General features: G+C 63.3%; 20 protein-coding genes and 1 pseudogene. 8 read left to right on the top strand and 13 right to left on the bottom strand.

Going from position 1 to position 24,529, the window contains the following annotated elements:
* Positions 1 to 30: 30 nt before the first annotated feature.
* Genes ggt through L0F51_RS13425 form a run of 3 tightly spaced genes read right to left on the bottom strand, consistent with a single transcriptional unit; the run spans position 31 to position 4,104 of the window.
* Complete coding sequence (ggt, locus tag L0F51_RS13415; RefSeq protein WP_234629713.1) at positions 31 to 1,812, bottom strand: gamma-glutamyltransferase; 1,782 nt, start codon at positions 1,810 to 1,812, stop codon at positions 31 to 33.
* Between the two features lie 7 nt (positions 1,813 to 1,819).
* Positions 1,820 to 2,725, bottom strand: coding sequence for an SDR family NAD(P)-dependent oxidoreductase (locus L0F51_RS13420; protein ID WP_234629714.1), 906 nt, complete (start codon positions 2,723 to 2,725; stop codon positions 1,820 to 1,822).
* Between the two features lie 35 nt (positions 2,726 to 2,760).
* The gene (locus tag L0F51_RS13425) at positions 2,761 to 4,104 is read right to left on the bottom strand and encodes an aminotransferase class III-fold pyridoxal phosphate-dependent enzyme (protein WP_234629715.1); all 1,344 of its coding nucleotides are present in this window, start codon (positions 4,102 to 4,104) and stop codon (positions 2,761 to 2,763) included.
* A gap of 207 nt (positions 4,105 to 4,311) precedes the next feature.
* Between L0F51_RS13425 and L0F51_RS13430 the strand changes: the two genes are divergently transcribed.
* Positions 4,312 to 7,815 (top strand): PAS domain-containing hybrid sensor histidine kinase/response regulator, encoded by a 3,504-nt coding sequence (locus L0F51_RS13430; RefSeq protein WP_234629716.1) that lies wholly within the window; start codon positions 4,312 to 4,314, stop codon positions 7,813 to 7,815.
* A 6-nt stretch (positions 7,816 to 7,821) separates the two neighbouring features.
* On the opposite strand, the gene L0F51_RS13435 is transcribed toward L0F51_RS13430, so the two are convergent.
* Complete coding sequence (locus tag L0F51_RS13435) at positions 7,822 to 8,484, bottom strand: response regulator transcription factor (RefSeq protein ID WP_255701435.1); 663 nt, start codon at positions 8,482 to 8,484, stop codon at positions 7,822 to 7,824.
* Positions 8,485 to 8,781: 297 nt separating this feature from the next.
* On the opposite strand from L0F51_RS13435, the gene L0F51_RS13440 reads away from it, so the two are divergent.
* Entirely contained in the window at positions 8,782 to 10,680 is a 1,899-nt protein-coding gene (locus L0F51_RS13440; RefSeq protein WP_234629718.1) for a hypothetical protein, read from the top strand.
* On the opposite strand, the gene L0F51_RS13445 is transcribed toward L0F51_RS13440, so the two are convergent.
* On the bottom strand, positions 10,665 to 11,138 hold the full coding sequence (locus tag L0F51_RS13445) for a secondary thiamine-phosphate synthase enzyme YjbQ (RefSeq protein WP_234629719.1): 474 nt from the start codon (positions 11,136 to 11,138) through the stop codon (positions 10,665 to 10,667). The two genes, L0F51_RS13440 and L0F51_RS13445, sit on opposite strands and share 16 nt — an antisense overlap.
* Before the next feature lie 30 nt (positions 11,139 to 11,168).
* Positions 11,169 to 11,657 (bottom strand): hypothetical protein, encoded by a 489-nt coding sequence (locus L0F51_RS13450; protein ID WP_234629720.1) that lies wholly within the window; start codon positions 11,655 to 11,657, stop codon positions 11,169 to 11,171.
* Positions 11,658 to 11,744: 87 nt separating this feature from the next.
* Between L0F51_RS13450 and L0F51_RS13455 the strand changes: the two genes are divergently transcribed.
* Positions 11,745 to 12,107 (top strand): DUF952 domain-containing protein, encoded by a 363-nt coding sequence (locus L0F51_RS13455; protein WP_234629721.1) that lies wholly within the window; start codon positions 11,745 to 11,747, stop codon positions 12,105 to 12,107.
* Between the two features lie 13 nt (positions 12,108 to 12,120).
* Positions 12,121 to 13,192, top strand: a pseudogene (locus L0F51_RS13460) (quinone-dependent dihydroorotate dehydrogenase); the annotation flags it as partial.
* Positions 13,193 to 13,220: 28 nt separating this feature from the next.
* On the opposite strand, the gene L0F51_RS13465 reads toward L0F51_RS13460, so the two are convergent.
* The 3 genes from L0F51_RS13465 to L0F51_RS13475 form a co-directional block, all read right to left on the bottom strand.
* Positions 13,221 to 14,531 carry an MATE family efflux transporter gene (locus tag L0F51_RS13465; protein ID WP_370642406.1) on the bottom strand — a complete coding sequence of 437 codons (1,311 nt, stop codon included), beginning with the start codon at positions 14,529 to 14,531 and terminating at the stop codon, positions 13,221 to 13,223.
* 182 nt (positions 14,532 to 14,713) lie between these two features.
* Positions 14,714 to 14,992: a DUF6460 domain-containing protein gene (locus L0F51_RS13470; protein ID WP_234629724.1), complete on the bottom strand. Its 279-nt coding sequence runs from the start codon at positions 14,990 to 14,992 to the stop codon at positions 14,714 to 14,716.
* Positions 14,993 to 15,079: 87 nt separating this feature from the next.
* Positions 15,080 to 16,708, bottom strand: coding sequence for a cisplatin damage response ATP-dependent DNA ligase (locus tag L0F51_RS13475; RefSeq protein ID WP_234630352.1), 1,629 nt, complete (start codon positions 16,706 to 16,708; stop codon positions 15,080 to 15,082).
* Positions 16,709 to 17,011: 303 nt separating this feature from the next.
* On the opposite strand from L0F51_RS13475, the gene L0F51_RS13480 reads away from it, so the two are divergent.
* The gene (locus L0F51_RS13480) at positions 17,012 to 17,212 is read left to right on the top strand and encodes a hypothetical protein (RefSeq protein WP_092808924.1); all 201 of its coding nucleotides are present in this window, start codon (positions 17,012 to 17,014) and stop codon (positions 17,210 to 17,212) included.
* A 22-nt stretch (positions 17,213 to 17,234) separates the two neighbouring features.
* Positions 17,235 to 17,798, top strand: a complete 564-nt coding sequence (locus L0F51_RS13485; protein WP_234629725.1) for a GNAT family N-acetyltransferase — start codon at positions 17,235 to 17,237, stop codon at positions 17,796 to 17,798.
* 3 nt (positions 17,799 to 17,801) lie between these two features.
* Here the strand turns inward: L0F51_RS13485 and L0F51_RS13490 are convergent, their stop codons facing one another.
* Both L0F51_RS13490 and L0F51_RS13495 read right to left on the bottom strand, forming a co-directional pair.
* Entirely contained in the window at positions 17,802 to 18,812 is a 1,011-nt protein-coding gene (locus L0F51_RS13490; RefSeq protein WP_234630353.1) for a ligase-associated DNA damage response exonuclease, read from the bottom strand.
* A 102-nt stretch (positions 18,813 to 18,914) separates the two neighbouring features.
* Positions 18,915 to 19,418 carry a hypothetical protein gene (locus L0F51_RS13495; protein ID WP_234629726.1) on the bottom strand — a complete coding sequence of 168 codons (504 nt, stop codon included), beginning with the start codon at positions 19,416 to 19,418 and terminating at the stop codon, positions 18,915 to 18,917.
* Positions 19,419 to 19,531: 113 nt separating this feature from the next.
* Between L0F51_RS13495 and L0F51_RS13500 the strand changes: the two genes are divergently transcribed.
* Together L0F51_RS13500 and pdeM are read left to right on the top strand one after the other, a co-directional pair.
* Entirely contained in the window at positions 19,532 to 22,123 is a 2,592-nt protein-coding gene (locus tag L0F51_RS13500) for a ligase-associated DNA damage response DEXH box helicase (RefSeq protein ID WP_234629727.1), read from the top strand.
* Positions 22,086 to 22,799 (top strand): ligase-associated DNA damage response endonuclease PdeM, encoded by a 714-nt coding sequence (gene pdeM / locus L0F51_RS13505; protein WP_370642438.1) that lies wholly within the window; start codon positions 22,086 to 22,088, stop codon positions 22,797 to 22,799. The genes L0F51_RS13500 and pdeM overlap by 38 nt, the downstream gene beginning before the upstream one ends.
* A gap of 39 nt (positions 22,800 to 22,838) precedes the next feature.
* On the opposite strand, the gene L0F51_RS13510 is transcribed toward pdeM, so the two are convergent.
* Positions 22,839 to 23,597: a TIGR02186 family protein gene (locus tag L0F51_RS13510; RefSeq protein WP_234629729.1), complete on the bottom strand. Its 759-nt coding sequence runs from the start codon at positions 23,595 to 23,597 to the stop codon at positions 22,839 to 22,841.
* Positions 23,597 to 24,523, bottom strand: coding sequence for a sulfite exporter TauE/SafE family protein (locus tag L0F51_RS13515; RefSeq protein ID WP_234629730.1), 927 nt, complete (start codon positions 24,521 to 24,523; stop codon positions 23,597 to 23,599). The genes L0F51_RS13510 and L0F51_RS13515 overlap by 1 nt, the downstream gene beginning before the upstream one ends.
* Positions 24,524 to 24,529: the final 6 nt, after the last annotated feature.

Genomic DNA, 24,529 nt, shown 5'->3' on the forward strand with positions numbered 1-24,529 from the left:
GCAGGCAATGCAAAAAACGGTGAGCCCAGTTCACTCCCCGATCGCGACGCCTTCGCGGCGCGGATCGGCACCGCCGGAGAGCCCATCTTCACCAATGGCGATCGCATGGAGACCAGAATTGAGGTCGCGCGTCTCGACCTCGTAGCCGAGAGCTTCAAGTCCCTCCTGCAGATCCTCTGCGGACGTGCCCGCCTCCAGATCAAAGGTGCCGAAGCGATTGACGACATGCGGCAGGGCGGTTGCCTCCTGCACGTCCAGACCCCAGTCGAGAATGCCGATCAGAGCTTCGGCGACATAGCCGATGATGCGGCTACCGCCCGGTGAGCCGATCGCCAGCACGGGTGCGCCATCACGAAAGACGATGGTCGGCGCCATCGACGACCGCGGTCGCTTTCCAGGCTCCACCCGGTTTGCCACCGGACGCCTGTCCTCCTGGCTTTTGAAGGAAAAATCCGTGAGTTCGTTGTTCAGGAGAAAGCCGCGCACCATGAGGCGCGAGCCGAAGCCATTCTCGATCGTCGTCGTCATGGAGACGACATTGCCGTCGCTGTCGACGATGACGAAATGGCTTGTGGACGGAAACTCGATCGCCTGATCGTCGGCGAAATTGAAGGCGTGATCCCATTGCGGCTCGCCGGGTTCGGCCGTCTCGAGACGCACGTCACCTTCGAGGAGTTTTGCCCGCTCTTTCAGATAGGCCGGATCGAGGAGGCCCTTGATCGGCGCCGGCACGAAATCCGTATCGGCGAGATAGCGGCCGCGATCGGCGAAAGCGAGACGAGAGGCATCGCCGATCAGCCGCCAGGCGGCGACGCTTTCCGGCCCGAGGGCGGCCAGATCGTACGGTGCCAGCAGGCCCAGGATCTGACCGACCGTTACGCCGCCGGAAGATGGCGGGCCCATGCCGCAAATATCGTAAACACGATAGGCAACGCAGACCGGATCCCGCGCTTTCACCTCGTAATTTTTGAGGTCCTGCAGCCGCATGACACCGGGATTGGCGTCGAAGTGATGGATGGCGGCGACAATGTCTTCCGCCACAGGACCCTCATAGAAGGCGTCGGCGCCCTTCTCTGCGAGAAGCCTGAGCGTTGCGGCATAGGCTGCGTTCTTGAGACGGCCGTCGCCGGAGAGGGCCGCCTTGAGATCGTCGAGGAAATAGGCTTTCGCAGTCTCCTGACGGGCAAGACTGTCGGTTTCTTCAGCAACGAGGCCGGCAAGGCGCGGTGAAACCGGAAAGCCGTCTTCGGCATGCCGGATCGCGGGCTGAAACAGGTCCGGCCACGAAAGCTTGCCCCAACGTTTATGCGCCTCTTCCAGCAGCCTGGGTGTGCCGGGTACGCCGACGGAACGCCCACCGATGACCGCATCGAAGAACTCAAGCGGCTCGCCTTGATCGTCCAGGAAGAGTTCCGGCGTCGCGGCGGAGGGCGCCGTTTCGCGGCCGTCGAGGGTGACAAGCTTCTTCGCAGCGGCATCCCAGTAAAGCAGGAAGGCACCGCCGCCGAGACCGGAAGATTGCGGCTCGACGAGGCCAAGAACGAGCTGCACCGCCACCATCGCGTCGATGGCACTGCCGCCCCCTTTTAGGATCTCAGCGCCGGCTTCTGCCGCGAGCGGGTTGGCTGCCGCCACCATCCAGTCGGCCGCGTGAACAGGAGCGGTCGCGGGTTCCGCCACCGGCGTCGCAAGCTCCGGCTGAATGCGATCCGAGACGTCCTGCGCCCCGGCGGCAGATGGCACGGTCAGACAGACACAGGCGACGAGTCCTGCACGGGCGAGCCCGCGCAGGGTCGAGAACGGGACAAGCATGTCGGGCCTAGAGATGCTGGCCACCGTCGATGTTGATCTCAGCGCCGATGACGTAGGAAGCGGCCTGCGAGCAGAGGAAATGCACGACTTCCGCCACTTCCTTCGGATCGCCGATGCGGCGCATGGGCACGTCGCGCTCCACCACCTCGTCGGTGCCCGGAGACAGGATCGAGGTCATGATCTCGCCCGGCGCGACGGCATTGACGCGGATACCGGAGGCGGCGAGCTCATGGGCAAGTTCACGGGTCAGCGCCGAAAGCGCGGCCTTCGAGGTCGCATAAGCGGCGCCGGCGAAGGGATGGATACGGAAGCCGGCGATCGAGGTGATATTGACGACAGCGCCATTGGCACGCCGCAACGGTTCGCGCAGCCCCTGCACCAGCACGGCCGGAGCGATGAAATTGACCATATGGACGTCGCGCCAGATTTCGAGCGGCGTCTCCGCGGCTCCAAGCCGGCCGCCTTCGGTGTTCTTGGGCGAGATACCGGCATTGTTGACGAGCGCCGTCAGGCCCTTCTCTCCGACGCGTTCGCGTAGCTGGTCGATCGCGTACTGGATCGACTTCGGATCTGAGAGATCGACCTCAATATGGCGGACATAGCCTTCCGCCCACGGGCAGACGCGAGAGAAAGGCGTGCGCGAGAGGGTATAGACCTCCCAGTTCTCATCATAGAACTTGCGCACGATGGCGTGACCGATGCCACGACTTGCGCCGGTGACGGCCACGATCGGGCGCAAGCCCTGATCGGCAGAAAGCGCGGTATGATCCACCGGGCATACGGCCGGTGCGTCCGCCGAGGGTTCGGCGGGCGCCTCATGAGCATGGGCCGGACAGCCTTCCGGAGGACGTGTCTCCGTGGGCGCGGCGTGTGCCGGGCACTCGCCCGGCTTGTCGATCGTCCTGTCGTCCATCACGGCCTCTCCTTCCGGGGGGCCGGAGGGCCCCCTCAGGCGAGCGTCGTTTCCACCGCCCGCCGGAATTTCTCAGCAAATTCGCCGACATGATCTTGCTCGATCACGAGCGGCGGCGAAACAGCAATAATGTCGCCCAAGGCACGGACCATCAAGCCTTCCTTCCAGCAGGCCTTGAAGATCGCCTGGCCTCGCTTGCCGGGTTTTTCACCCGGACGGAACTCCACCGCGCCGATGAAGCCGTAATGGCGGATATCGACGACTTCCGGCAGGTCGCGGAGGTTGAAGAGCGCATCGCCCAGAGCATCGCCCACCGGACCCGAGGCGCGGGTCAGAAGGTTTTCGCGCTCATAGACGTCGAGGCATGCGATCGAGGCCGCGCAGGCCAGCGGATGCGCCGAATATGTGTAGCCATGCAGGAGCTCGACACCGCCTTCGGGGCCGCGCGCCATGATCTCGTCATGGACGAAGTCTGCAACAGCGACAGCGCCCATCGGCACAGTCGCGGCAGTCAGACCTTTTGCCATCGTCGTGATGTCGGGCTTCACGTCGAATTCCTGCGAGGCGAAGGGAGAGCCGAGGCGGCCGAACCCGGTGATCACCTCGTCAAGGATGAGAAGGACGCCGGTCTGATCGCAGATCTCGCGCAGCCGCTTCAGATATCCTTTCGGCGGCAGATAGACACCGCCGGCGCCGATCACCGGCTCAACAACGACGGCGGCGACCGTGGAAGCGTCGTGGAAAGCGATCAGCTCGGCCAGCTCTTCGGCAAGCTCCACGCCGTGCTCGGGCAGGCCGCGGGTGAAGGCGTTTTTCTCCGGCAGATGCGTGTGGCGCAGATGATCGGCCGGCAGCCAGGAACCGAAGGCCGTGCGGTTGGCGGTGATGCCGCCGGCGGAAAGACCGCCGAAGCCCACTCCATGATAGCCTTTCTGGCGACCGATGATCTTCTTGCGGCCGCTCTGTCCGCGCGCATGGTGATAAGCATAAGCGACCTTGATCGCCGTATCGCAGGATTCAGAGCCGGAATTGGTGAAGAGGATATGGCCGAGACCATCCGGCAGGATCGCGGAGAGGCGGTCGGCGAGTTCGAAGGAGATCGTGTGGCCGAAGCCGAAACTCGGCGCGTAATCGAGGACCGGGAATTGCTCGGCAATGGCCTGGCCGATTTCCTTGCGTCCGTGGCCGAGATGCGAACACCACAAGGCGCCGCTCATGTCGAGGACGGGGCGCTCATCGGGCGTGTAGTAATACATGCCCTCGGCGCGCGCGATCAGACGCGGATCAGTCCGGAAATCGCGGTTAGGGGTGAAGGGAAGCCAATGGTGCTCGAGGCTGATTGGCCGGTTGCGGGAGAAGTAGGTCGGTTGCTCGTTCATATATTATGGGTGCACCCGGCCCCAATCGGCGTCAACTCATCTTGTGAGCATGAGCCGCGACAGAATCTTGCGGAGCTCCCGCGTCCCAAAACGCCGGCATCGCCCGAGCCTGGACCGCGTTCTTTGCCCCCTGTCGTGCATTCGCCTCCACGCCTATGATCATGTGCAGATGACTCAACCAAGATCCGTCGTCCCGCGGGAAGGAAAATGAACAACGGTCTCATCGCCGTTCTGGCCGCAATTCTTTATATCGGGACGCTTTTCGCAATCGCCTCCTACGGGGATCGGCGCGTACAGCGAACCGGAGCGAGCGCGCGTCCGAACCTCTTCGCGCTCGCCCTTTCTGTCTATTGCACGTCATGGACGTTCTTCGGTTCGGTCGGCCTCGCCTCGCATTCAGGCCTCGGCTTTCTGCCGATCTATATCGGCCCGATCCTGATGTTCACCTTCGGCTTTCCGATCCTGCGGCGGATCGTGGCGCTGTCGAAGGAAGAGCGCATCACCTCCGTCGCCGACTTTCTGGGAGCCCGCTACGGCAAGAGCCAGGCGGTCGCCGTCGTCGCCACACTCATTTCCGTCATCGGGGTCATCCCCTACGTGGCCCTGCAGCTGAAGGCGATCTCGTCGTCGATCTCGACGATGGTCCCGGAGCTCGGCGCGGATGCAGCCGAAGCGCTTCCCCTTCTGGGCGACACGGCCTTTATCATCGCCGTGGTGCTGGCGATCTTCGCCATCCTTTTCGGCACGCGCCACGCTGACGCGACGGAGCACCAGCACGGAATGATGCTGGCCGTTGCCTGGGAGGCGGTGGTCAAGCTCATCGCCTTCCTGATTGCCGGCATCTTCGTCGTCTTCTTTCTGTTCGGAGGACCGTCCGAGCTTTACGCGCTCGCCGTCGAAAGCCGCGAGGTCCAGACAATGGTCTCGAACGGCCTCGTCGGCGGCGAATGGGTGGCGATGACGGCGATCGCCTTCACCGCTGCGATCCTGTTGCCGCGGCAATTCCACATCACCGTCGTGGAAAACAATTCCCTCGCCGAGCTTGAGCGCGCACGCTGGCTGTTTCCGGCCTATCTCGTCGCCATCAACATCTTCGTCGTTCCGATCGCGATCGCGGGTCTGATCGCTTTCGGTTCTTCGGTCGATGCCGATCTTTTCGTCCTGGAATTGCCGCATCGCGCGGATTTCCCGATCGTCGCGCTGATCGTCTTTCTCGGCGGCCTTTCCGCCGCAACGGCCATGGTCATCGTCGGCTGCGTGGCCCTTGCCATCATGATCTCCAACGAGATCGTGCTTCCCGCCTATCTGAAGCGGCAGCAGACGCGCCAGCGTGATGACATGTCCCGCTTCATCCTGAGCGTGCGCCGCATCGCCATTACCGTCATCTTGTTGTGCAGCTACGCGTATTACCGCGCGGCCGGCACGGCAGCGCTTGCCTCGATCGGCCTCCTCGCTTTCGCAGCCGTGGCACAGCTCGCTCCCGCCTTCTTCGGCGGACTTCTGTCACGCCGGATCACGGCCCGCGGTGCCATTGCCGGCATGACGTCGGGGCTCGCCATCTGGACCTATACGCTGCTCCTGCCAACTTTCGTCAAAGCGGGGCTCATCGGTGAGGGATTTCTCAATCCAGGGCCCTTCGGCATTGCATGGCTCCGGCCGCAGGCGATGTTCGGTCTCCACCTCGATCCCCTTTCGCACGGCGTCTTCTGGAGCATCAGCGTCAATTGCGCCTTGATGATCCTCGTATCGCTCGCCCGTGCGCCGGAAGCGATCGAGCGCCTGCAGGCGAAAATCTTCGTCCCCTCCGAGATGGGGCCGACACCGGCACTCAAGCCATTGCGCACGCATGTCACCTACGGAGACCTGAAGGAGACGGTCGCGCGATATCTCGGCCAGGAGCGCACGTCACGCTCGTTCGCCAATATGGAACAGGCGACTGGCCGCTCGACCGATCTCAGCGAGCCGGTCGACCACCAGGCGGTTCGCTTTGCCGAGCAGCTCCTCGGATCCGCCATCGGCGCGGCCTCCTCTCGTCTTGTCATGTCGCTGCTTCTGAAGCGGAGCGATCCCTCGACGCGCGAAGCCCACCAGCTCCTCGACGACGCCACGGAAGCGCTCCATTACAATCGCGACCTCCTGCAAAGCGTGCTCGACCATATGCGTCAGGGCATCGCCGTCTTCGACCGAGATCTGGCGCTCATCGCCTGGAACCGGCCTTTCCGTCAGATCATGCATCTGCCGATCGAGTTCGGTCAGGTCGGCGTCTCGCTCCGCGATGTTCTGCGCCATACGGCACGCATCGGCTTCCTCGGCGAGGGAGATCCGGACCGGCTCGCCGATCAGCGCATGCATGCACTCGTCTCACGGCTGCAACCCTTCGTGTCTCGCCACCCGGCCACCGATAGCGTCATCCGCATCGAAACCCGCCGCATGTCCGATGGCGGCATTGCGCTCACCTTCTCCGATGTGACCGAAGAGGTGGAGAGCAAACGGGCGCTCGAAATGGCGAAATCCAATCTCGAGCGACGGGTGGAAGAACGCACCGCCGAGCTCACCCGCATCAACGAGGCCTTGAAGAAAGCGAGTGCGGCCGCGCAGGAAGCCAATATCTCCAAGACACGCTTCATTGCAGCAGCCGGCCACGACATTCTGCAGCCGCTCAATGCGGCGCGGCTTTATGCGACCGCGCTTTCAGACCGCACGAAAGATCTCCCGGCAGCCCCTCTTGTGCGCGACCTCGAAGCCTCACTCGATTCCGTGGAGGAGATTTTCCGAGCAGTCCTCGATCTTTCGCGTCTCGACACCGGCGCGATCACGCCAGAGCTCAGACCCTTCAACCTGCGCAAATTGTTCGATCAGATCCGTGTCGAGTTCGAGCCCATGGCGCGCGAGAAAGGCCTCGAATTCCGGATTTTGCCGACATCCTTATCCGTGACGAGCGATCCGTCGCTGCTTGGACGCCTCCTGCGGAACCTCGTCTCCAACGCCATCAAATATTGCGCGTCCGGGCGGGTGGTGGTCGGATGCCGGCGCAAGAACGCCATGGTCTCTATCGAAATTCTCGATACGGGCATCGGCATTCCCGTGTCAGACCAGGAAGTGATCTATCAGGAATTTCGGCGCCTCGATGCCGGCGCCAAGGTCGCTCACGGCCTCGGCCTCGGGCTTTCGATCGTGCAGCGGCTCGCACGGGTTTTGGGAGCCGAGGTACGTCTGCAATCCGCCGTTGGAAAGGGAACGCATTTCTCCGTCACGGTGCCGCTGGCGATCGCCGTACCGAAGGAAACGAGCGAAGGCGCTCCTCCCGCACCGCCACCGGGCTCGGTTTCCGGTCTTACCGTGCTTTGCATCGACAATGACGAAAAGATCCTCTCCGGCATGGCGGCGCTTCTCGCCGGCTGGGGCTCGACCCCGCTGACGGCCAGCAATATGCGCGAGGGGATGGCCCTGTTGCGCCGCGAGCGCACGCTGCCCGACCTTATCCTCATCGACTATCATCTCGACGAGAGCGACGGTCTCAGCGTCGTCACGGATATGCGCTGGAAACTGAGCCGAACCGTACCGGCGATCCTGATCACCGCAGACCGTTCGGAAGAAGTGCGGCAGGCCGCGATGAAGGCCGGCGTCAGGATCCTCAACAAACCGCTGAAGCCCGCGGCGCTGCGCGCCTTGATGGCGCAATGCAAACCCGCACCCGTGGCGGCAGAATAACGGCTTCTATTCTTCGATCGCGCCGCGCCATTCGCCGGCTTCAATGCGGCCGGCCGCGAGCACCGCCTTGGTGCGGTTCTCCACGCCGAGCTTTTGCAGGATCGCGGAGACATGCGCCTTGACGGTCGCCTCCGAAACGCCAAGCTCGTAAGCGATCTGTTTGTTGAGAAGTCCCTCGCCCAGCATCATCAAAACGCGGACCTGTTGCGGGGTGAGGCTGCGCAGACGCTCCAGAAGCTCGGCCGTTTCGCGATCGCTTTCGGCCCCGATGAGATCGTCCGGGATCCAGTGCTCGCCACGCAGGACCGTACGGATGGCTTCGGAAATCGTCTCAAGAGATGCCGACTTGGAGATGAAGCCCGAGGCGCCGAGACCGATCGCATTGCGAACCGTCGCCGGGTCATCCATCGCGGAAATGATGCAGATCGGCGCCGCCGGATACTGACCGCGCAGATACATGAGACCCGAGAAGCCGCGCGCGCCGGGCATCTTCAGATCGAAGAGCACGATGTCGGCTTCACCTATGCGATCGAGAGCTGCGGCGACTTCATCGAGAGTACCCGCCTCAATAATCTCAACATCGGCAAAAGCGGATTGGATCGCGCTCCGCAGAGCATTGCGGAACAACGGGTGATCGTCTGCAATCACAAAAACAGGACTATCGCTCAAACCGTCACCTAATTGGGGGACAGGGGCGCAGGGCGCCGTTTGGCCGGGATGGATGCCGTAAAAGCATTGCACAGAACCTTTTCATACCCTGTTATCGCACATGGTGAAGGACAAAAAGGGACATGGGAGATGCGCCGAATCCGGCTATCCTTCTCATTCCGCAGATGGATCAGGTTCGCGCTGCAACGTTTCCAGCGTACGATCAACGATCTCAGACATGTCTGGAACGCGAGAAAACCCGCGGGTTCGGCGGGCATTGGAGCCTCGTGAAGTGTCGAGAAAGGCGCGTATCGAAGCATGAGTAATCTCCCTTATTCGATCGATACTGACTTCTTCACGGCTTATGCCCGCACCATCTGGGGCTTCTTTGTCGCAGTTCTGGTGGGATCGATTCTCCTGCTTATGGCGCTCGATGCACTCGGCCTGCCGCAAGCGGTGATCGGGATGGGCTGTCTGGCAGGATCGCTCATCGCCTTTGTCGGCATCGGGCTTGCTTCCGGCAGCACGCAGGCCAAGGGCTTCTTTCTCGCCGGCGGCAGTGTACCCGCCGGCTACAATGGCATGGCAGCGGCCGCTGCCTATCTCTCAACCGCATGGTTCCTGCTTCTTGGTGCAGCCTTCAGCTCCTGGGGCGCAGCCGCATGGGCGATCGTCGCCGGAGCGCTCATCGGCCTTGCAGCAGGCGGCCATTACCTCGCCGCCCCCATGCGCCAGAGCGGCGCCACCAGCACGGCGGATTTTCTGGCGCGGCGGCTTGCCAGCCCATCGGTTCGCCTTGCCGCCTCCCTCATCGTCATCGCCACGGGCTTCATGCTGCTTGCCGTGATCTTCAACACCGGCGGTCGCATCACGGAAAACCTCCTCGGCCTTCCCTTCGGATGGGGTGTCGGCACGATGGCCGCGATCGTCGCTCTGATGCTCATTCTCGGCGGCACGCGCAGCACGACATGGACGCAGACAGCACAATTCATCGTGATGTTCGCCGCCTTCCTCCTGCCGGTGGCGATCGCAGCCGCCGACCGCTACGGCTGGCCGTTGCCGCAGCTCGCGTTGAGAGATGCGGCCTCTGCCGTGCGCACGATCGCGGGCGCCGATCCCCGGGCAGCACCGGCAGCTGCCGGCCTGTCTCTCTTCGGACATTTCTGGCCAGCCGATTTTGCCGGATTGCTGGCATTTACGGCCTTGTGCAGCGTGGCACTGCCACATGTTCTTGAACGCTATCTGACGGCGCCTTCCGCCGCGAGCGCCAGGCGTAGCTCACGCTGGCTTCTCCTCTTCACTGGCCTGTTTCTGATCACGGCCCCGACCTATGCCGCATTCAGTCTACTCGAGCTGCTGCGCGACGTGGTCGGTATGCCGCTGCAGTCCTTGCCGGACTGGGTCTTTTCGCATGGTCAGGCGGGGAGCCTTGCGCTGTGCGGAGCGCCGGCCGTCTCACCCGAAGCGATCAGAGCGGCGTGCGGCGCGCGCGTCGACACGATCGGCCTTTCCCTGCCCGACATCAGGCTCGCCAGCGAAACGATGGTCATCAGCTTCGCGGAGCGTGAAGGGCTCTCCTTCGCCTTTTCGAGCCTTATCTTCGCGGGCACCGTGGCCGCCGCATTGTCGAGCGCCAGTGGGTTGTTGATGGTGATCGTCGGCACCGCCAGCCAGGATATCCAGCACCGGCTTTTGATGCCCGATATGCCGATCGGCAAGCGGCTTCTGGCGGCGCGCTTGACGATGCTTGGCGCGATCGCGCTTGCCGCGACGTGGGCTCTCGAGCCGAACCGCGCGGTGATCGATCTCGGGTTCCTGGCGCTCGGCCTCATCGCGGCGGGGCTGATGCCGGTCCTCATCGCGACGGCGCGCGCGCGCCATGTGCGGCCCTTGCCGGCGCTGCTCTCCATGCTCGCCGGGACGGCCACGCTTCTCGCTCTGTTCATGCTGCAGCGATTCGGATTCGACCTTCGCGCGGCAAGCGGTGACGAATGGCAGCCTCAGGCTTTCGCGGCTTTGAGCGAGGCCGGCATTCCTCTCGTCGCCTCGACCTTCATCGCCATCGCGGCATCGACGGCAACCCTCATTCTGGCCTCCGTGCTCGTTCCCGCGACAGCGTTGGCGGCTCGGCGTGGCCGAGGCCCGAAAGCACAGGTCGTACAACCGGAAGAGCTGTACCGACCAGGTGCCGAGCGGATGTCTCAGCTGCCGAAATAAACGAGCTTCAGGCTGCGCCTGTGCGGGCGCGTGCGATGCTCGACAAGATAGACGCCCTGCCAGGTGCCGAGAGCGAGGCGCCCGTCCTCCACCGGTACGGTCAAGGAGACATCGGTCAGCATGGTGCGGATATGGGCAGGCATATCGTCCGGTCCCTCCGTGTCATGTACCCAGCCCGCGTTCTGCGGCGCCAGGCTGTCGAGAGCGGTCAGAAGGTCGGTCTGCACGGAAGGGTCGGCATTTTCCTGGATTGTGAGCGAAGCCGAGGTATGCCGCAGGAAGACGCAGAGAAGTCCTCTCCGGGCTCCCGCCTCGCGCAGCCATTCCTGCAGCTCACCCGTGATGTCGATGAAACCTTGACCGCGCGTCGGCAAGGAGAGGCCGCTTTGCACGAGCCGCGCGGCCGTCGTCTCGATCGTTTCGTCGAAGCTCACATCGCGTGCGCGTGATCCCAGCATAGCGTTCAGTCGTGCTCCCCGTGGCCCGCGTCAAAGCCTGTCGTCGTTGAAATCGCGTTTCAGGTCTTCCACCATTCCGAAAAAACGGCGCATGACCTGATCGGTGAGGTTGAAGAAGCGATCGAGCTTCTCCTGCTCCTCGGACGTCATGCTCCCGTTGTCGCGCTCGGAGGCAGGGGGAGCCGACGGTCTCGCGGTGAGGCTCTCAAGCTTCCCCTCGAGCCGATCAAGGCGTTGCGACAAAGCCTCGATCTCCTCCTGATAGGCGAGCCGCTCATCCGCGACGAGGCGACAGACGGCGCCCTCGCCCATGCCTTCGCAGCGTGAGACCTCGCCCGTTTTCGTGTCGAGGCGCAACGCCCCCTTCTCGATCGGCACGAAGACATAGCGCTCGGTGGTCGGCCGATCGACGACGCCATTGGACGTGCGCGGTGGCTCGGCCGCACTTGCCGGCACCAAGGCCGACAAGGAGAGGCCGGCGCCCATCAAGAAGACGACGGCAAGCGAAAGGGAACGCATGGCTCTGTCCTTTTTGATGTGCACAAATGCGTAGCGGCGACGGCACCGCTTTCGGCGCAGCGCAGCTTCGTTATCATGGCGGCTGCAATGCAGCATCTCATTTACAAGATAGCGCCAAAACCCCTGTGGCGCGAGGCCGAGGCGGCCGGCGTTTTTCACGGAGCCCCTGTCGACCGCACCGACGGCTTCATCCATTTCTCCAGCGCCGAGCAGGTCGGCGAAACGGCGGCGAAGCATTTTGCCGGACAGAGCGATTTGCTGATCGTCGCCGTTGATGCGGAACGGCTCGGGCCTTCGCTCACATGGGAGCCATCGCGCGGCGGAGTGCTCTTCCCACACCTTTATGCACCCCTACCTCTTTCATCGGTCTTGTGGGTGAAAGACCTGCCCCTTGGCGAGGATGGCCGGCACCGTCTGCCGGAGGAGATCCGGGCGGAGGGCAGCGCGTGAACCTGGATCAGATGGCCGCCGGGCTTATGCGACTTTTGCCGCCGGAGCAGGCCCATGCGCTCGCATTCACAATGCTCAAACGCTTCGGGCGAACCAGCCGTGGGCGAGACGCGCACGGCAAGCTCGCCGTCAATCTTTTCGGTCTCTCCTTCGCCAATCCGGTCGGTCTTGCCGCGGGTTTCGACAAAAACGCGGAGGCCATCGACGGACTTCTCAATCTCGGCTTCGGATCGATCGAGATCGGCACCGTCACGCCGCGCCCTCAAAGCGGCAATCCGCGCCCACGACTCTTCCGGCTGACTTCCGACCGCGCCATCATCAACCGCATGGGCTTCAACAATGACGGTCACGAGGCCGTCGCCCGGCGCCTCGAAGAGCGGCGCGGCCGCGGCGGGCTCGTCGGCGTCAATATCGGCGCCAACCGCGACCAGGAAGACCCGGCGGCCGATTACGTTGCGGGCATCCGCCGCTTCGCACAGCTTGCGAGCTGGCTCACGATCAACATTTCCTCCCCCAATACACCGGGGCTGCGCGGCCTACAGGAGGCGGGCACCTTCGACCGACTGCTCGGCCGGTGTCTGGAGGCGCGCGAGGCCGTGCCGTCGCCCCGGCGCGTCCCGCTTCTCGTCAAGATCGCGCCGGATCTCACGGAAAAACAGCTCGCCTCGCTCATCGAAACCAGTGTCGATATGGGCATCAGCGGACTCATCATCTCCAACACCACGATTGCGCGCCCACCTCTCAAGGCGAAGCGACTGGCGGAAGAAAAAGGCGGCCTGTCGGGCCTCCCGCTTTTCAATCCGTCAACGGCCATGCTGGCCCGTGCCCGCCAGCTCGCCGGGCCAAAGCTGCCACTGATCGGCGTCGGCGGCATCCATGACGCACATTCCGCCTGGGCGAAGCTGGTGGCGGGCGCCGATCTCGTTCAGGTTTATACGGGTTTCATCTTCGAAGGACCGCGCTTCGCCGAGCGCATCAAATCCGGCCTTTCGAAAGAGCTCGCCAAGCGGAACTTCGACGCCATCAGCGATGCGCGCGGCATCGAGACGGCCCGTTGGGCAGCCGCCTGGCCACCGCAGGACTAGCTTTCAGACCCGCGACCTCTGCAGGACGTTAGATCGCGGCGCTCTCCATGCCCTGCCGCTTGACGGGGAGCCGCCATGCGAGCGTCAGACCACGCAGCCCGAGGAAGACGAGCAGCGCGGCCCACAGGCCATGATTGCCGAAAGGCGGAACGAGCACAAAACACAGAACGAAAAAGCTGGCGAGCGAGGCGAGCATCATATTGCGCATCTCCTTCGACCAGGTGGCGCCGATGAAGACGCCGTCCATCTGGAAGGCGAGCACGCCGGCAAGCGGGGTGAGGCAGGCCCAGGGAAGGTAAAGCCGGGCCGCTTCGCGCACGTCCTGCGACGTCGTCATCATGTCGACGAGCGTCCTTCCGGCAAAAAAGTAGAGCCCGGCGAGCGACAGCGCGAGCACGAAGCCCCAGACGACCGTCAGACGCACGGCGCGGTCGAAGGCCGGGGGGAAGCGTGCCCCCACGGCCCGTCCGACGAGCTGTTCGGCCGCGTTCGCAAAACCGTCGAGAAAATATCCGGCGACCAGGAAAAAATGCATCAGGACGGAATTGGCCGCGAGCGTGACCGCGCCGAGCGCCGCGCCCTGGCGGGTGAAAAAGGCAAAGGCGAAGAGCACAGAGAACGAGCGAATCATGATGTCGCGGTTGACGACGATGAGCCGCGCAAAGCCGGTCTTGTCGAAGATTCGTGTGAGGGACGGTCTCTGAGCACCGCTCACATGCGGGATAAGGACGGGCACGAAGGCGAAAAACGCCACCATCTCGGCAATGACCGAGGCCGCTGCGACACCGGTAATTCCCCAGCCAAAATCCAGCACGAAGAGAAGCGACAGAACGATGTTGGTGAGCGTCAGAACTGTTTGCAGCGCGAGCACCAGGAAGGAGCGGCCTATGCCCAGAGCCCAACCGACCAGGGCGTAGTTCGCCAGCATGAAGGGCGCGGCCCAAATGCGCACCAAAAGATAGTTGGAGGTCGCATCAGCCACCTCTGGACCGACATCCATCGCCACGATGCCGAGACGTGTGACAGGCACCTGAAAAAGGATGATGACGAGGCCGGCAACGAGCGCGATCAGAAGCGCGCGCACAAGGATCGCCTGCTCCTCCTTGCGATCGCCCGCACCAAACGCCTGGGCGACGAGCCCCGTCGTGCCGGAGCGCAGAAAATTGAGCGTCGTGAAGATGACGTCGAGGATGATGGCGCCGACCGCAATGCCGCCAATGAGCGCCGCATCCCCGAGCTGACCGATCACGGCCGTATCCACCAGACCTGCGAGCGGCACCGAAAGATAGGCGAACGTCATCGGCACGGCGATGCCGAGGACCAGCCGATTGTTGACCAAGAAAGGCTTCGGCGCGGCGCCCATCTCGGGCTTTGTCGGGGCGCCTGCTTGTTCAGGCGATGGGGCGGGGCTCGTTTCGCTCATCATCTAAGCCATACAGCAATCGGTCGGCCGCGAAACCACTACAGAAGTTCATAATATGTTCCAAGGGCCCTTCCTTATCGGCGACACGACCGCTGGGTTCAGTCCCGGCGGCCGCCCATCACGGAAAACAAGCGCATGATGATGAAGATTGGCACGACAATGAGGGCGCCAAAAAGGAAGTAGCCGAAGGCGTCGGAGAAGACGGCAAAACCCATGTGGTAGACGCGCATGACGAAGCGTTCGGCCCAATAATAGATGTCGAACGGATGCACGTTGAGCACCGACAGCACCAGGCCGACGATCACCGACAGGACGATGAGACGAAGAAGAACCCGAAAAGGGGAATCGCCCAGGAAGCGTGTCATCCGGCCCGCCATGCTCGGGTCTCCTTTTGTGCGATCGGCTGAGAGCTAGGGTTTCGGAGACCGAATGGCAAGCCGATACATCGAGGCACCAAACATCGATTATACCTGCTGCGGCAGCAATTTTTCCAGGTCATCGAGGCGATCCGCCTCCGCTGCAGGCTTGTCCCATCTGATCCGGCTGATGCGTGGAAAGCGCATGGCGATCCCGGATTTGTGGCGACTTGAACGAGCCAGCCCCTCGAAGGCCACCTCGAGAACGAGACCGGCGTCAGGCTCGGCCCGCACGGCCCGTACCGGGCCGAAACGATCAACCGTATTGTTGCGCACGAACCGGTCGAGCTCCTTCAGCTCCTCGTCCGTGAAGCCGAAATAGGCCTTGCCGACGGGAACGAGCTCCCCGTCCTCGGCTTTCTCCGCGGTCCAGACGCCAAAGGTGTAATCGGAATAAAACGAGGACCGGCGACCGTGGCCACGCTGGGCATACATGAGCACGGCATCGACCAGGAAGGGATCACGCTTCCATTTGAACCAAGGGCCTTTCGGTCGCCCGGCGACATAGGCCGTGTCCCAGCGCTTCAGCATCAGGCCTTCGGCGATTTCATCGAGGCGGCCCTCGGTCGGCGGATTGGCGCGCAGATGTGCAAGCTCGTCCCAATCTCCGAAGTCGACGAGGGGGGAAATATCGATGTGCGGCGACGACAGGCGAGTGACGAAACCCTCAAGCCGCCGCCGTCGTTCTGCGAAGGAAAGCGGGCGGAGATCTTCATCCCCGTCTTGAAGGAGATCGTAAGCCCGGATGAAGGCGGGATAATCCTTGAGCATCTTCGCCGTCACGCGCTTGCGGTTGAGGCGCTGCTGCAAATCCGAAAAGGGTGCGATCGCCATTCCCCCATCCCCTTCGCGCGCCACCAGCAGCTCGCCGTCGATCGCGCCGTCGAATTCCATTTGCTCCAAAACGTCGGGAAATGCGCCGGAGATGTCATCGCCGGTGCGGGAATAAAGTCGGCGTTCTCCACCTGAAGCCGCTGCCTGGATGCGAATCCCGTCCCATTTCCACTCGGCCGCATAATCTGTCGCATCGAGCTTCGAGAAATCCTCATCCTGGATGGCGCTCGCCAGCATGACCGGCCGGAAGGGCGCCTTCTGCTTCGATTGCGGTCTCTCTCCGCGCCCTTCCAGAAAGGCGAAGAGATCGACGTAGGGCGGCTTCAGGCCATGCCACATCTCCTCGATCTCGGTTGCCGGGCAGTCACCGAATTCCGCCAAGGCCTGGCGCGCGAGACGGGCCGTCACGCCGATCCTAAGCCCGCCGGTGATGAGCTTCAAAAGCGCGTAACGCCCGCTCGGATCGAGTTCGTCGAGCCAGCTGGCGACGAGCCTCGGCCCTTCGAGACGGGATGCGCCCCTGAGCCGCTCCACCACCTCGGCGAGATGCAGCGCCGCGCCGACATCGCTCTCACCCGGCCAGATCAGCGAGACAGTCTCAGCCAGGTCGCCGACATAATCATAGGAAAGCGCAAAGAGGACGGGATCGACCCGCTCCTCCGCCAGAGCGCGCACCATCGCCGGCTTGACCGAGATGATGTCGAGATCTCCGGTGATTGCCGCAATGGCGTAACCGCGGTCAGGATCTTTCACCTGGCGCAGATAATCGATCAGAAGCCTGATCTTGCCGTTGCGCTGCGGCGTCAGGGTGAGACGATCGAGGAGGGCGGCAAAGGCCTGCATGCCGGGAATATAGGCATCCCAGTAACGGTGACGAGCAAACCGCGGCGTCTTCAGGCCACGAAACGCCATTGCTGCAGCGCAATATTTATGGGTTGTCGCAAGGCCTGCGACAGCTCGCCTCAGTAGCACGAGTGTGCCGACACATCAGGCACTTGATGGACAATTGTGCTATGCAAAAACAATCCTGCTGCATTGCAAGAGAACGGGTTGGCAGGCGCGCGAAGCCACAGCATTTTAGGAGCGTTCGTCAGCTGCCGTTGCCGTCCCGATATGGCTCGGCTCCGTCTCCGGAAGGATCGCATCATGGCCCATGCCGCACACGGCTCTTTCAGCTTCGCCGGCCGGCTCCACGTACCCGCTCGGTTTCGCCGCGCGTTGAATTGGATCATTTGGGCGCGCGAGGCGGAAGCCATCCGCCGCATCGAACAGGAATCCGGTTTTCTCATCGGCCCGTCGCAGCTTCGCGAGATGAAGCGCCATCACCTCGCGCACCGGCCGCTTTGACGGCTTGCCTGGCTGAGGTCGCATGACGGCTTATATCCGCAAGCTCTGGCCGTATGAGGCCTCGCTCTTCTCGGAGCATCTGTGCCGGCTCGGTCCCGAGGCGCGGCGGATGCGCTTTGCGGGCCCCGTCAACGACGCGCGCATCAAGAATTATGTTCGCGAAGCCTGGGATCTGGACACCACGATCCTCGGCTATTTCGTCAACGGCGTCATCCGCGGCTCGGCCGAACTGCACCCGCTCACCAAAGAATGGACGGGCAAAGCCGAAGCCGCTTTCGCCATCGAAGAGGCCTGGCAGGGGCGAGGCGTCGGCCGGGCGCTTCTTGCGCGCACTTTCACGCTCGCCCGCAATCGCGGCTTTCGCCAGCTGCATCTCTTCTGCCTGCAAGAGAACCGGCGCATGCTGAAGCTCGCGCGCGAGCTTGGCGCCCGTCTCACCTATGACGAAGGCGAGGTCGACGCGTTGCTCGAACCGCCGCTTGCCAATCCGTTCTCCTGGTACGGTGAAGCGCTCGACGATGCAGAAAGCGCGTTCCAGGCGACCTTGAGCCTGTTGCAGCCGAAGCCTGCCGGCGTGGCCGCCTGAGCCTCAATCGGGTTCGTCTTCGTAGCCTGCAAGATGCAGCGGGCGGGCAGCAACACCGTTGAGCTCGCACCAGCGCAACAGCGCGTCGTCGCGGCCATGCGTGATCCACACTTCGCCAGGCGCAATTTCTCCGATCGTCTGCAACAGCTCTCCCCAATCGCAATGGTCGGAAATAACCAGCGGCAGTTCCACCCCGCGCTGTCGGGCTCGCTGGCGGATCATCATCCAGCCTGACGCGAAACAGGCGAGTGGATCGGGAAAGCGGCGTGCCCAGCGATCGGAAAACGCCGACGGCGGGCAGACGACGATGGCACCGGCGAACTCGCCCTTGCGCGCATTGTCCACGGTTGCCGGCGCGAGCGGACCGAGATCGACCCCCTCCTCGCGATAGAGATCGCACAGACCCTTCAAAGCACCGTGAATATAGATCGTGCGATCGTATCCGGCCTCACGAAGCAGGCCGATGACGCGCTGCGCCTTGCCGAGCGCATAGGCGCCGACGAGATGCGTGCGCTCGGGGAAGACTTCGGTGGAGTGCATGAGCTTGGCGATCTCGCCGCGGTCGTCCGGATGGCAGAAGACCGGCAGAGCAAAGGTCGCCTCCGTGATGAAGACATCGCAGGCGACCGGCTCGAAGGCGGCACAGGTCGGATCCTTCCGGCGTTTGTAATCGCCAGAAGCGACGATGCGGAAGCCGTCCTTTTCCACCGCGATCTGCGCCGATCCGAGCACATGGCCGGCCGGATGAAAGCTGACGGAGGTGCCGTTGATGGCGAGCGTTTCGCCAAGCTTCGCGTCCTGAGTGGAGGCCGCGAAGTCCGGCCCATATCGGGCGGCCATGATCTTCAACGTCTGCGACGTCGCCATCACGGCGCCATGGCCGGCACGCGCATGGTCGGCATGACCATGGGTGATGAGTGCGCGTGGCACCGGGCGCGTCGGATCGATGTAGAAATCGCCTGGCGGGCAATAAAGGCCTTTCGGCGTCGTGCACAGAAGCTCGGTCGGGCGCATCGTCCCGAGATAGGGGCGCGGGCGGACTTTTCCATGTCGCCGGTACATGTCACCGGCACGCTCATGTCACCGGCACGCCGCGGCGGAGCTTTCGGGCCTTGCCTAAATCTCGCCGAGCCGCAGCCAGCGGTCGTCGTCGGGCCGCCGCACCTCCCAGATGCGCCAACCGTTGAGATTGACCTTCTTGCCGTCGCGGGTGCGCACATGCGCGATGAGCGCGGCGGAGGGAGAATTGTAGCTCGTGCCGTTCACGACCCAGTGGCCGTCGACGATGAGACCTTCCACCGTCTGGCCGGCATAGGCAGCTCTCAAGGTCGTGCCGTTCGGCAGAAACACCTCGTGACCGTGACGGCCGATCTTCGACCAGCCGCCCTCCTTGGCACCGCCACCCTTGGCGCGACGTGCACGTTCACCGAGGCTTTCTTCCGCAGCCGCAACCCCTCCTCTGCGGCCGTCAAGGCCGAGCAGGCGACGGAGGATGGCGTTCTGCGTCTCCTCAAAATCTTCCCGTGCACCTTCGATCCGCTTGTGCACGTCCATGTCGACAGCAATCGTGGCGAGGTTCTCCTCGTCCTTCTTCTTGCTGCCCTTCTTCTTCTTGGCCATGCCTCCCCCCGGCAGCCGCATCTTGGCATTGTGGAACTTTTCGACGCCGCGGGGGACGCGACGCAACGTCAGGTCCGCTCGACTTGGCCGCAACCAAGCCTAAACTCATCGTCATGACGGCACCCGCTGCGATCCCCATTGGCGAAAACGGGCTCCTGCCGGAGCGTTTCCAGCAATGGTTCGCCGACCGGGGCTGGGCACCGCGCCCCCATCAGCTCAAGCTCATCGCCCAAGCACGGGCGGGCTCCTCGTCGCTTTTGATCGCTCCGACCGGCGCTGGCAAGACGCTCGCGGGCTTTCTGCCCTCACTCATCGAGCTTTCGCAAGCGCACGACAGGCGCAATTCATCACATTTCATCGGTCCGCACACCCTTTATGTCTCGCCTTTGAAGGCGCTCGCCGTCGACATCGAGCGCAATCTCGGCATGCCCGTCGCCGAGATGGGGCTACCCGTGACGGTCGAGACGCGCACCGGCGACACACCCACCCACAAGCGACAGCGGCAGAAACTCAGCCCTCCCGACATCCTTCTGACGACGCCGGAGCAGGTCGCGCTTTTGATCGCCTCACGCGATGCGGAGCGCTTCTTCGCGCGCCTGTCGACAGTCGTCTTCGACGAATTACACTCTTTGACCCCTTCAAAGCGCGGCGACCTTTTGGCGCTCGGGCTTGCGAGGCTGCGCAGGCTTGCGCCGGGCCTCAGAACGATCGGCCTCTCAGCCACCGTCGCCTTCCCCGACGATCTGCGTGCCTGGCTCGTCGAACAGCAGTCCGACGCGCGCCGAAATCTCGCCGAGATGGTCGTGGTCGGCGAAGGCGCGCCTCCGGAGATTTCGATCCTGCATTCTGAAGCGCGCATCCCCTGGTCGGGACACACGGCGCGCTATGCGCTGCCTGAGGTTCTCGAGGCGATCCAAAGCCACCGCATGACGCTCGTCTTCGTCAACACGCGCTGGCAGGCAGAGATGCTGTTCTCCGAGCTCTGGCGCATCAACGAGGAGGCACTTCCGATCGCGCTGCATCACGGCTCGCTCGACCGCGGTCAGCGCCGCAAGGTGGAGGCGGCGATGGCAGCGGGCTCTCTGCGCGCGGTCGTCGCCACCTCGACGCTCGATCTCGGCATCGACTGGGGCGATGTCGATCTCGTCATTCATGTCGGCGCGCCGAAAGGTGCGAGCCGTCTTGCCCAGCGGATCGGCCGCGCCAACCACCGGATGGACGAGCCTTCGCGCGGGCTCCTCGTGCCGTCGAACCGCTTCGAGGTGATGGAATGCCAGGCGGCACTCGAAGCCAATGAAGCCGGCATCCAGGATACACCGCCGCTCAGACCCGGCGCGCTCGACGTCTTATGCCAGCATATTCTCGGCATGGCCGTCGCCGCCCCGTTCGACCTTGAAAGCCTCTATGAGGAGGTTCGCTCAGCCGAAAGCTATCGTGGCCTCAGCTATGAGGATTTCGAGCAGGCCGTCGATTTCGTGGCGACCGGAGGCTACGCTCTCAGGAGCTATGAGCGCTACGCCAAGATCCGCCGCCGGAAGGACGGGCTGTGGACGCTTTCGCATCCGAAGCTCGCCCAACAATACCGCCTCAATCTCGGCACCATCGTCGAGGCGCCGATGCTCAATGTGCGCCTAGCCTCCCGACGTGGCGGGAAGGACGGCCGCCCCGGCACCGTGCTGCGCGGGGGACGCGTCCTTGGCAAGATCGAAGAGTATTTTCTGGAACAGCTCGTTCCAGGCGACACGTTTCAGTTCGCCGGCCAGGTCCTCGCCTTCGTCGGCATTCACGAAAACGAGGCGCTCGTCACACGGGCCGAGGCCAACGACCCGGCGATCCCTTCCTATGCCGGCGGCAAATTCCCTCTAAGCACCTATCTCGCCGCCGGCGTGCGGGCGATGCTCGCCGATCCCGCCCATTGGGAGAAGCTGCCGGCGCAGGTGCGCGACTGGCTCGCCATCCAGCGCGAGGTCTCAGTGCTGCCGTCGAAAGACGCGCTTCTCGTGGAGACCTTTCCACGCGAGACGAAATTCTACATGGTCGCCTATCCCTTCGAAGGGCGGCTCGCGCATCAAACACTCGGCATGCTGTTGACGCGCCGGCTGGAGCGGGCGCGCGCTCGCCCGCTCGGTTTCGTCGCCAACGATTATGCACTCGCCATCTGGGGGCTGCGCGACATGGGCGGCCTCTTTGCCGCCGGCAAACCTTCGCTTGCAGAGCTCTTCGATGAAGACATGCTGGGCGACGATCTGGAGGAGTGGCTGGCAGAGAGTTATCTCTTGAAACGCAGCTTCCGCAATTGCGCCATCATAGCCGGACTGATCGAACGTCGGCATCCCGGCGAAGAGAAGAGCGGGCGACAGGTGACGATTTCCACCGACCTCATCTATGACGTGCTGCGCAGCCACGAGCCTGACCATATTCTTCTCAAGGCCACGCGTGCGGATGCCGCGACCGGGCTTCTCGACATCCGCCGCCTCGGCGAAATGCTGTCGCGCATCCAGGGCCGAATCGTGCATCAAAGGCTGGCGCATGTCTCACCGCTTGCCATCCCGGCCATGCTGGAAATCGGCCGGGAGCCGGTCTTCGGCGAGGCGCAGGAGGATCTTCTGATCGAAGCCTCCGAGGAGCTGATGCGCGAGGCTATGGGCAGCGAGGCAGATTTTGGCGCTGGCGGAGACTTCTCACAGAGACGAGATCTTGCCTGAGACGCGTATCGCGCTTTCGGGGCGAGAGCTGGTGCTCGATGTTTCCGGGGCGCTCTGGGACCCGGCCTCACGCATGCTGGTCGTGGCCGACCTGCATCTGGAAAAGGCGTCGTCCTTCGGTCGCAGGCACACGTTTTTGCCGCCCTATGACAGCGCCGCCACCCTTGCCGCCCTTCACAACCTGATCCTGCGACGCAAGCCGAAGACCGTCATCTGTCTCGGCGACAGTTTTCACGATGGCGGCGGGCCCGAGCGCCTCGCCGAGATCGACCGCGGCAAGATCGCAGCGCTGCAGGCGGGACGCGACTGGATCTGGATCGCCGGCAATCATGATCCCGCTCCTCCCCCGGGCCTTGGCGGCGAGTGTCTCGCGGAGCTTTCGCACAATGGCCTCACCTTCCGACACGAGCCGGAAGACGCGATGGCTCAAGGGGAGATCGCCGGGCATCTTCACCCATGCGGGAAAATTGCCCGGCGCGGACGCAGTGTGCGCCGGCGGGCTTTCGTCACGGACGGCACACGGCTCATTCTGCCCTCGTTCGGGGTTTTGACCGGAGGGCTCAACGTCCTCGACCGCGCCTTTGTCGGCCTCTTCGCCAGACGCGGTTTCATCGCTTTCCTGGTCGGAGCCGACCGGCTTTATCCCGTCGCGCCGGCGTCTCTCAGGCCAGATTGAGGGAACTGCTTCGCCGAGATCCAGACGTTGGAAGCGGCCTCAGTTGCGGCGGAAGATGATGCCGGCCATCCAGCCGGTAAAGACGGCCACCATGACGGCGAAAAGTCCGTAGAGCAGCGGCTGCTCCGTCGAAAAACGCGCGATACGGTCGGAAAAGCCGCTCTTCTCGACAAGGAGGCTTTGTACTTCCGCCGCCACCAGTTCTTCGTTGCGAAAGAGGAAGACGGAGACGTGGTAGGTGCCGACGGGGATCGCCGACGGCAAATGGAAGGTGGTGCGAAAGACATTCGGCGCGAGGAAGGTGACCGCATCGCCGCGCTTTACGAAGAGCTCCTTCTGTTTCTTCAGCTCCACGAGCGCTTTTGCGAAGGCCTCGTCCTGCGGCGTGTAACTTGCGTCACGCGAGAAGCCGAGATCGGCGAAATCCAGCTTGTAGCGCGCCAAGAGCTGCTGGCTCGCCGCATCGTTCAAGTTCTCGCTCATATGGATGACGTAGAAACTCGGGACATTGTAGAATTCCCGAGAGGCGGTGTTGATCCAGATGCCGGCGACCTGGCCCTTGCGTCGCACGACAAGCGGCATCTGCGGACCCGCCACGACGATCGCCACCTCATAATCGCGCTCGCCGGAGGCCGATTTCGCGCCTTCCACCGCACCGAACACCGTGATGTTGGAGCCCGTGAAGTTGGACGTGATCTCGACGGCGTCATCCGACAGGGTGGAGACGAGCTTCTCCGCTGAAGCCGACCCGCAGGCGAAGAGACCGGAGACAAGAGCGAGAGCGAGCAGGAACCGCATCAGCCGATCCCCTGCAGAAGGGCGATCGAATAAAGGCTCGCAGGCGGCAGGAACAGGTTCAACAGGAAGCGGAGTGCTACCGCCAGCACCAGAAGCGCCAGGAAAAGACGCAACTGGTCGCCGCGCATGGCCTGACCGATCTGAGCCCCGAACTGTGCACCGACGACACCGCCGACGATCAAGAGACAGGCCAGCATCAAATCGACGGCGCCGTTCTCCAACGAATGCAGCACCGTGGCGAGTGCCATCGTGAAGAGGATGTAGCCGAGAGAGGTGCCGATGACGACGTTGCTCGGCACGCGCAGAAGGTAAATCAGCGCCGGCACCATGATGAAGCCGCCACCAATGCCGAGAACGGTGCCGAGAAAGCCGATCGACAGGCCAAGCAGGATCACCGGGATGACGCTCACATAGAGTTTGGAGCGGCGGAAACGGACCTTGAACGGCAGGCCGAGCAGCCAATTGTGATGGCGGCCTCGGCGCAGATTGGGTGGACGGCCGCGCCGCGCGCGCAGAAAGGAGCGCAGCGCCTCGCGCAGCATGAGGCCGCCGATCAGACCAAGAAAGGTGACGTAGGACAGCGAGATAATGACATCGAGCTGACCCAGCGAGCGCAACATGGTGAAGACCCGCACGCCGAGCCATGAGCCGGTGACGCCGCCGACGATGAGAAACATCGTCATCTGCGGGTCGATCATCCGCCGACGCCAATAGGAGATCGCAGCCGACGTGGACGAGGCGACGATCTGAGGCGTCACGGTCGCCACGGCGACGGCGGGGCTGATGCCGGAAAAGATCAAGAGCGGTGTCAGCAGAAAGCCGCCGCCAACGCCGAACATGCCCGAAATGAAGCCGACCGCCGCTCCCATTCCGAGATAGACGAAGATGTTGACCGTCAGTTCAGCGATCGGGAGATAGAGCTGCACGCAGGA

This window comes from Afifella sp. H1R (assembly GCF_021462425.1).
In the GTDB taxonomy this organism is placed as follows: Bacteria; Pseudomonadota; Alphaproteobacteria; order Rhizobiales; family Afifellaceae; genus Afifella; species Afifella aestuarii.

Excerpts from the sequence above, each read along its gene's own strand:
- L0F51_RS13420 (WP_234629714.1), bottom strand. The coding sequence starts at position 2,725 with ATGGACGACAGGACGATCGACAAGCCGGGCGAGTGCCCGGCACACGCC.
- L0F51_RS13480 (WP_092808924.1), top strand. The coding sequence starts at position 17,012 with ATGGCCCATGCCGCACACGGCTCTTTCAGCTTCGCCGGCCGGCTCCAC.
- L0F51_RS13490 (WP_234630353.1), bottom strand. The coding sequence starts at position 18,812 with ATGCGCCCGACCGAGCTTCTGTGCACGACGCCGAAAGGCCTTTATTGC.
- L0F51_RS13500 (WP_234629727.1), top strand. The coding sequence starts at position 19,532 with ATGACGGCACCCGCTGCGATCCCCATTGGCGAAAACGGGCTCCTGCCG.
- L0F51_RS13425 (WP_234629715.1), bottom strand. The coding sequence starts at position 4,104 with ATGAACGAGCAACCGACCTACTTCTCCCGCAACCGGCCAATCAGCCTC.
- L0F51_RS13450 (WP_234629720.1), bottom strand. The coding sequence starts at position 11,657 with ATGCGTTCCCTTTCGCTTGCCGTCGTCTTCTTGATGGGCGCCGGCCTC.
- L0F51_RS13510 (WP_234629729.1), bottom strand. The coding sequence starts at position 23,597 with ATGCGGTTCCTGCTCGCTCTCGCTCTTGTCTCCGGTCTCTTCGCCTGC.
- L0F51_RS13475 (WP_234630352.1), bottom strand. The coding sequence starts at position 16,708 with ATGCAGGCCTTTGCCGCCCTCCTCGATCGTCTCACCCTGACGCCGCAG.
- L0F51_RS13430 (WP_234629716.1), top strand. The coding sequence starts at position 4,312 with ATGAACAACGGTCTCATCGCCGTTCTGGCCGCAATTCTTTATATCGGG.
- L0F51_RS13455 (WP_234629721.1), top strand. The coding sequence starts at position 11,745 with ATGCAGCATCTCATTTACAAGATAGCGCCAAAACCCCTGTGGCGCGAG.
- L0F51_RS13440 (WP_234629718.1), top strand. The coding sequence starts at position 8,782 with ATGAGTAATCTCCCTTATTCGATCGATACTGACTTCTTCACGGCTTAT.
- ggt (WP_234629713.1), bottom strand. The coding sequence starts at position 1,812 with ATGCTTGTCCCGTTCTCGACCCTGCGCGGGCTCGCCCGTGCAGGACTC.
- L0F51_RS13485 (WP_234629725.1), top strand. The coding sequence starts at position 17,235 with ATGACGGCTTATATCCGCAAGCTCTGGCCGTATGAGGCCTCGCTCTTC.
- L0F51_RS13470 (WP_234629724.1), bottom strand. The coding sequence starts at position 14,992 with ATGGCGGGCCGGATGACACGCTTCCTGGGCGATTCCCCTTTTCGGGTT.
- L0F51_RS13495 (WP_234629726.1), bottom strand. The coding sequence starts at position 19,418 with ATGGCCAAGAAGAAGAAGGGCAGCAAGAAGAAGGACGAGGAGAACCTC.
- L0F51_RS13445 (WP_234629719.1), bottom strand. The coding sequence starts at position 11,138 with ATGCTGGGATCACGCGCACGCGATGTGAGCTTCGACGAAACGATCGAG.